The sequence below is a fragment of the Streptomyces sp. MB09-02B genome (assembly GCF_033794485.1).
Lineage (GTDB): Bacteria > Actinomycetota > Actinomycetes > Streptomycetales > Streptomycetaceae > Streptomyces.
In genome coordinates this window covers 1-4,964 of the sequence record NZ_JARGEE010000560.1, presented here as the reverse complement: position 1 = coordinate 4,964, position 4,964 = coordinate 1, and the positions used below count along the sequence as shown (strand labels likewise).

7 protein-coding genes are annotated in these 4,964 nt (G+C 69.6%); 2 read left to right on the top strand and 5 right to left on the bottom strand.

The annotated features are described in order from the left end of the window. The coding region (locus P1P70_RS40590) for a CE1759 family FMN reductase (protein WP_319246886.1) at positions 1-449 on the bottom strand (449 nt) is incomplete at its 3' end. After that, positions 446-1,564 carry an LLM class flavin-dependent oxidoreductase gene (locus tag P1P70_RS40585; protein WP_319246890.1) on the bottom strand — a complete coding sequence of 373 codons (1,119 nt, stop codon included), beginning with the start codon at positions 1,562-1,564 and terminating at the stop codon, positions 446-448. The genes P1P70_RS40585 and P1P70_RS40590, both read right to left, overlap by 4 nt. Before the next feature lie 323 nt (positions 1,565-1,887). Here P1P70_RS40585 and P1P70_RS40580 point away from each other — a divergent pair, with 323 nt between their 5' ends. After that, on the top strand, positions 1,888-3,138 hold the full coding sequence (locus P1P70_RS40580) for an RNA-guided endonuclease TnpB family protein (protein ID WP_319246888.1): 1,251 nt from the start codon (positions 1,888-1,890) through the stop codon (positions 3,136-3,138). 58 nt (positions 3,139-3,196) lie between these two features. Here the strand turns inward: P1P70_RS40580 and P1P70_RS40575 are convergent, their stop codons facing one another. Together P1P70_RS40575 and P1P70_RS40570 are read right to left on the bottom strand one after the other, a co-directional pair. Beyond that, positions 3,197-3,349, bottom strand: coding sequence for a hypothetical protein (locus P1P70_RS40575; RefSeq protein ID WP_319246884.1), 153 nt, complete (start codon positions 3,347-3,349; stop codon positions 3,197-3,199). Further along, positions 3,346-4,122 carry an SDR family NAD(P)-dependent oxidoreductase gene (locus tag P1P70_RS40570; RefSeq protein ID WP_319246882.1) on the bottom strand — a complete coding sequence of 259 codons (777 nt, stop codon included), beginning with the start codon at positions 4,120-4,122 and terminating at the stop codon, positions 3,346-3,348. The genes P1P70_RS40575 and P1P70_RS40570 overlap by 4 nt, the downstream gene beginning before the upstream one ends. Positions 4,123-4,226: 104 nt before the next feature. Between P1P70_RS40570 and P1P70_RS40565 the strand changes: the two genes are divergently transcribed. After that, entirely contained in the window at positions 4,227-4,670 is a 444-nt protein-coding gene (locus P1P70_RS40565; protein WP_319246880.1) for an ester cyclase, read from the top strand. A 58-nt stretch (positions 4,671-4,728) separates the two neighbouring features. On the opposite strand, the gene P1P70_RS40560 is transcribed toward P1P70_RS40565, so the two are convergent. Beyond that, on the bottom strand, positions 4,729-4,964 hold a 236-nt coding region (locus tag P1P70_RS40560; protein ID WP_319142344.1), incomplete at its 5' end, for a YnfA family protein.

Here is a 4,964-nt window from a genome sequence, read left to right as displayed (position 1 = left end):
GCCCCCCAGTCCTCCGACGCGGCGTACACCCCCGTAGGCACCACAACGGCCCGCAGGTACGCGAACAGCGGCCGCAGCGCATGCTCCAGCACCAACGAATGCCGGGCCGACCCCCCGGTCGCGGCGATCAGCACCGGCTTCCCGGCCAGCGCGTCCCGGTCCAGCACATCGAAGAAGGACTTGAACAGCCCGCTGTACGACGCCGAGAACACCGGCGTCACCACCACGAGCCCGTCGGCCCCCGCCACCGCGTCCAACGCGGTGGCGAGCCTGCGACCGGGGAACCCGTTCGTGAGGTGGTGCGCGATCTCGACCGCGAGGTCCCGCAGTTCGACGACCTGGACCTCGACCGACGCGTCCTGCCCGACCACGGCGGCGGCGAGCCGGTCGCCCAGCAGCCGCGTGGACGAGGGCACACTCAGCCCCGCCGAGACGACGACGAGCTTCACGACACACTCTCCTTCTTCTCCGCGCCCTTGCCTTCCGCGCCCTTGCTCTCCGCGGCCAGCAGCGACCCGTGGGTCGGCGCGTCCGGCACGTCCGCCGGCCGCCCCTTCGCGAACTCCTCCCGCAGCACCGGCACGACCTCCTCGCCGAGCATGTCGAGCTGCTCCAGGACGGTCTTCAGCGGCAGCCCCGCGTGGTCGATCAGGAACAACTGCCGCTGGTAGTCACCGGCGTACTCGCGGAACGCCAGCGTCTTCTCGATCACCTGCTGCGGCGAGCCGACGGTGAGCGGCGTCTGGTCGGCGAAGTCCTCCAGGGAGGGCCCGTTGCCGTAGACCGGCGCGACGTCGAAGTACGGCCGGAACTCCCGTACCGCGTCCTGCGAGTTCTTCCGCATGAAGATGTGCCCGCCGAGGCCGACGATCGCCTGTTCGGGCGTGCCGTGCCCGTAGTGGGCGTACCGCTGCCGGTACAGCTCGACCATGCGCTGGGTGTGCTCGGCCGGCCAGAAGATGTTGTTGTGGAAGAAGCCGTCGCCGTAGTACGCGGCCTGCTCGGCGATCTCGGGCGAGCGGATCGAGCCGTGCCAGACGAACGGCGGTACGCCGTCCAGCGGACGGGGCGTGGAGGTGAACCCCTGGAGCGGCGTGCGGAACTTGCCCTCCCAGGTGACCACGTCCTCGCGCCACAGCCGGCGCAGCAGCGCGTAGTTCTCGACGGCGAGGTTGATGCCCTGCCGGATGTCCTGCCCGAACCACGGGTAGACCGGGCCGGTGTTCCCGCGCCCCATCATCAGGTCCACCCGGCCGTCGGCGAGGTGCTGGAGCATCGCGAAGTCCTCGGCGATCTTCACCGGGTCGTTGGTGGTGATGAGCGTCGTGGAGGTGGAGAGGATCAGCTTCTCGGTGCGCGCGGCGACGTAGCCGAGCATCGTGGTCGGCGACGACGGCACGAAGGGCGGGTTGTGGTGCTCACCGGTGGCGAAGACGTCGAGGCCGACCTCCTCCGCCTTCAGCGCGATCGCGACCATCGCCTTGATGCGCTCACGCTCGGTCGGCGTCCGGCCCGTGGTGGGGTCCGGCGTCACGTCACCGACGCTGAAGATCCCGAACTGCATCATCGCTGCCACCCTCTCCAGGTTGTTTACGATTCAACTATACCCGTGAACGAGGGCCCCGCTCTCCTTATTCCTGAGGCTCCGCCGCGCGATCGGCCGGGCCGCCCCGGCCCGGCCCGCACGGGCTACCAGGATTCATTCGCAGTGCTCCGGCCTTCAGGTCGGGGGTGAAGCGGATCTGATGACGGTGACGCGGAGCGTCGCGGCATTGTTCCGGCGGAGCCGGACAGTGCGGTGGGATGGGAGGGCGAGAGGGGCAGGGTGACGATTCGTTCGCACGTTCTCCCTGGTGACGCGTGTGCGACCTCCCTAATGTGATCGTCATACAGCTCCGGTACGCGTTCAGGCTCTACCCGGATGCCGGTCAGCGCACCGCTTTGGCCAGGGCGTTCGGGTGTGCCCGTGTCGTGTTCAACGACGCGGTGCGTGCCCGCGAGGAAGCCCGCCGGGCCGGGCAGCCGTTCCCCACGGCCGGAGAGCTGTCGAGGAGGCTGGTCACCGAGGCGAAGCGGACAGCGGAACGCTCCTGGCTGGGCGAGGTCTCCGCGGTCGTCCTGCAGCAGTCCCTGCGGGATGCCGAGAGCGCGTGCCGGGGCTTCTTCGCCTCCCTCAAGGGCACCCGCAAGGGCCCCAAGATCGGTCCGCCCCGCTTCAAGTCCCGCAAGGACAACCGGCAGTCCATCCGGTTCACCGCCAACGCCCGCTGGAACGTCACCGGCAGCGGCCGGCTGAACCTGCCGAAGATCGGGGCGGTGAAGGTGCAGTGGTCCCGCACGCTGCCCGCCACCCCCACCTCGGTCACCGTCGTGAGGGACGCGGCCGGCCGGTATTTCGCGTCCTTCGTCATCGACACCGACCCCGCCACCGACGCCGCCCGGATGCCCGAGTCCGACCAGATGATCGGCATTGACCTCGGCCTGACGCTCCCCCAGACTCCGTCCGGGGGGACCCCCATCGCCGTCCTGTCCGACGGCACGAAGATCGACTCCCCGCGCTTCCTGCGCCGGGCGGAGAAGAAGCTGAAGAAGGCCCAGCGCGAGCTGTCCCGCAAACAGAAGGGATCAAAGAACCGGGCCAAGGCCCGCCTGAAGGTCGCCCACGCGCACGCCAAGGTCGCCGACGCACGCCGTGAGTTCCACCACCAGCTCTCCACCCGGCTGATCTCCGAGAACCAAGGGATCGCCGTGGAGGGCCTGTCGGTGGCGGGACTGGCACGCACCAGGCTGGCCAAGTCCGTTCACGACGCCGGATGGTCCGCGTTCACCAGCATGCTGAAGTACAAGGCGCAACGGTACGGACGCACCCTGATCACGATCGGCCGGTTCACCCCGACCTCCCAGACCTGCTCCACCTGCGGCGCGGTGGACGGGCCCAAACCCCTGAACGTGCGGGAATGGACGTGTGGCGCCTGCGGCGCGGTCCACGACCGGGACATCAACGCCGCGATCAACGTGAAGACGGCCGCCGGACTGGCGGCATCGGCCTGCGGAGCGCCGGTAGGACCAGAACTCGTTCTGGCACAGCGCGAAGAAACAGGAAGCCACGGATACCCGACCGGAAACCGTGCCGCGTAGCGGCACGGCAACCAGTCGAGGAAGGCCAGAATCCCCGCCCTTCAGGGCGAGGAGCATGTCAATTCGCGTGCATGACCGCGTAGATCATCACGAAGGCGACGATGTGGATGCCGAAGAGGAAGTACGCGAGGTACCACCACACGTACCGCTCGTTCTTCTTCTCCTCGGCGAGCCGGCGCTTCTCGGGCGTCAGCTCCTCGTCCGCGCTCACAGCTCCCGGTGCACCTTGGTGTTGGAGGCCTGCGCGCGCGGGCGCAGGACGAGGAGATCGACGTTCACATGGCTGGGCCGGGTGACCGCCCAGGTGATCGTGTCGGCGACGTCGTCTGCGGTCAGGGGCTCGGCGACGCCCTGGTAGACGCTCTCGGCCTTCTCCTTGTCGCCGCCGAAGCGGGTCAGCGCGAACTCGTCCGTCTTCACCATGCCGGGCGCGACCTCGATCACCCGCACCGGCGTCCCGACGATCTCCAGCCGCAGCGTCTCCGCGAGGACGTGCGCGCCGTGCTTGGCGGCGACATAGCCCGCGCCGCCCTCGTACGTCCCGTGCCCGGCCGTCGACGACACCACGACCACCGTGCCGTCACCGCTCGCGGTCAGCGCGGGCAGCAGGGCCTGGGTGACATGGAGCGTGCCGATGACGTTCGTCTCGTACATCGTGCGCCAGTCGGCCGGATCGCCGGTGGCCACCGGGTCGGCGCCGAGCGCGCCACCCGCGTTGTTGACCAGCACACCGATCGTCCTGAACGCGCTCGCGAACTCGTCCACCGCCGCGCGGTCCGTGACGTCCAGGGCGTACGCCGTGGCCTGCCCGCCACCCTTGTTGATCTCCTCGGCCAACGCCTCGATCCGGTCCTTGCGCCGCGCGGTGAGCACCACCCGGTACCCGGCCGCGGCGAGCTGCCGGGCCGTGGCGGCGCCGATCCCGCTGCTCGCACCGGTGACGACGGCGATGCGGGAGGCGGCGGACGGTACGGCGGTGGCCATGAGCTGCTCCTGAGGCGGTACGAATCGAACGTCGGTCCTGCCCGGCCAGGATAGGCGTGCGGTGGGACAATGGGAGAGGTGATCCCCGGTACAGGAGGTGGATCATGGGACAGGCGCGCGAGCTGATGGACCAGCTCACCGAGGCGCTCACCACACACCAGGACCCCAAGACCGTCGCGAACCTCTTCGCGGAGGACGCGGTCGCCCACACCCCCGACGGTGGAGAGCTCCACGGCCGGGACGCCATCGCCGACTACTGGCAGCAGATGACGGACGCCATGCCCGAGGCGAGGTACGAGTCGCTGGCGTCCTTCGAGGTCGGTGACACCGCCATCGACGAGGGCATCTTCAGCGGCACGAACACCGGCCCGCTGGCGTTCCCCGACGGAACCTCCATCCCCGCCACCCACCGGAACGTCAGGATGCGCGGCGTGGACTTCGCCACCGTCCGGGACGGCCAGATCACCAGCTACCGGCTCTACTTCGACCAGCTGGACTTCCTGGACCAACTCGGCCTGCTGCCTGAGGAGTTGGCACAGTCGTCATAGGCGGCGACAGGCACAGCCGACCCAGACGGCAACGGGCACGGACGGCAGCCGCCGGCCGTCACCCACCGCGCGGCGCGTACATGATCACGGCCATGCCCGCGAGGCAGATCAACGCGCCCGTGACGTCCCAGCGGTCGGGCCGGTAGCCGTCCGCGACCATCCCCCAGGCGATCGACCCGGCGACGAAGATCCCCCCGTACGCGGCGAGGATCCGCCCGAAGTGCGCGTCCGGCTGGAACGTCGCCACGAACCCGTACGCCCCCAGCGCCACGACCCCGGCCCCGATCCACACCC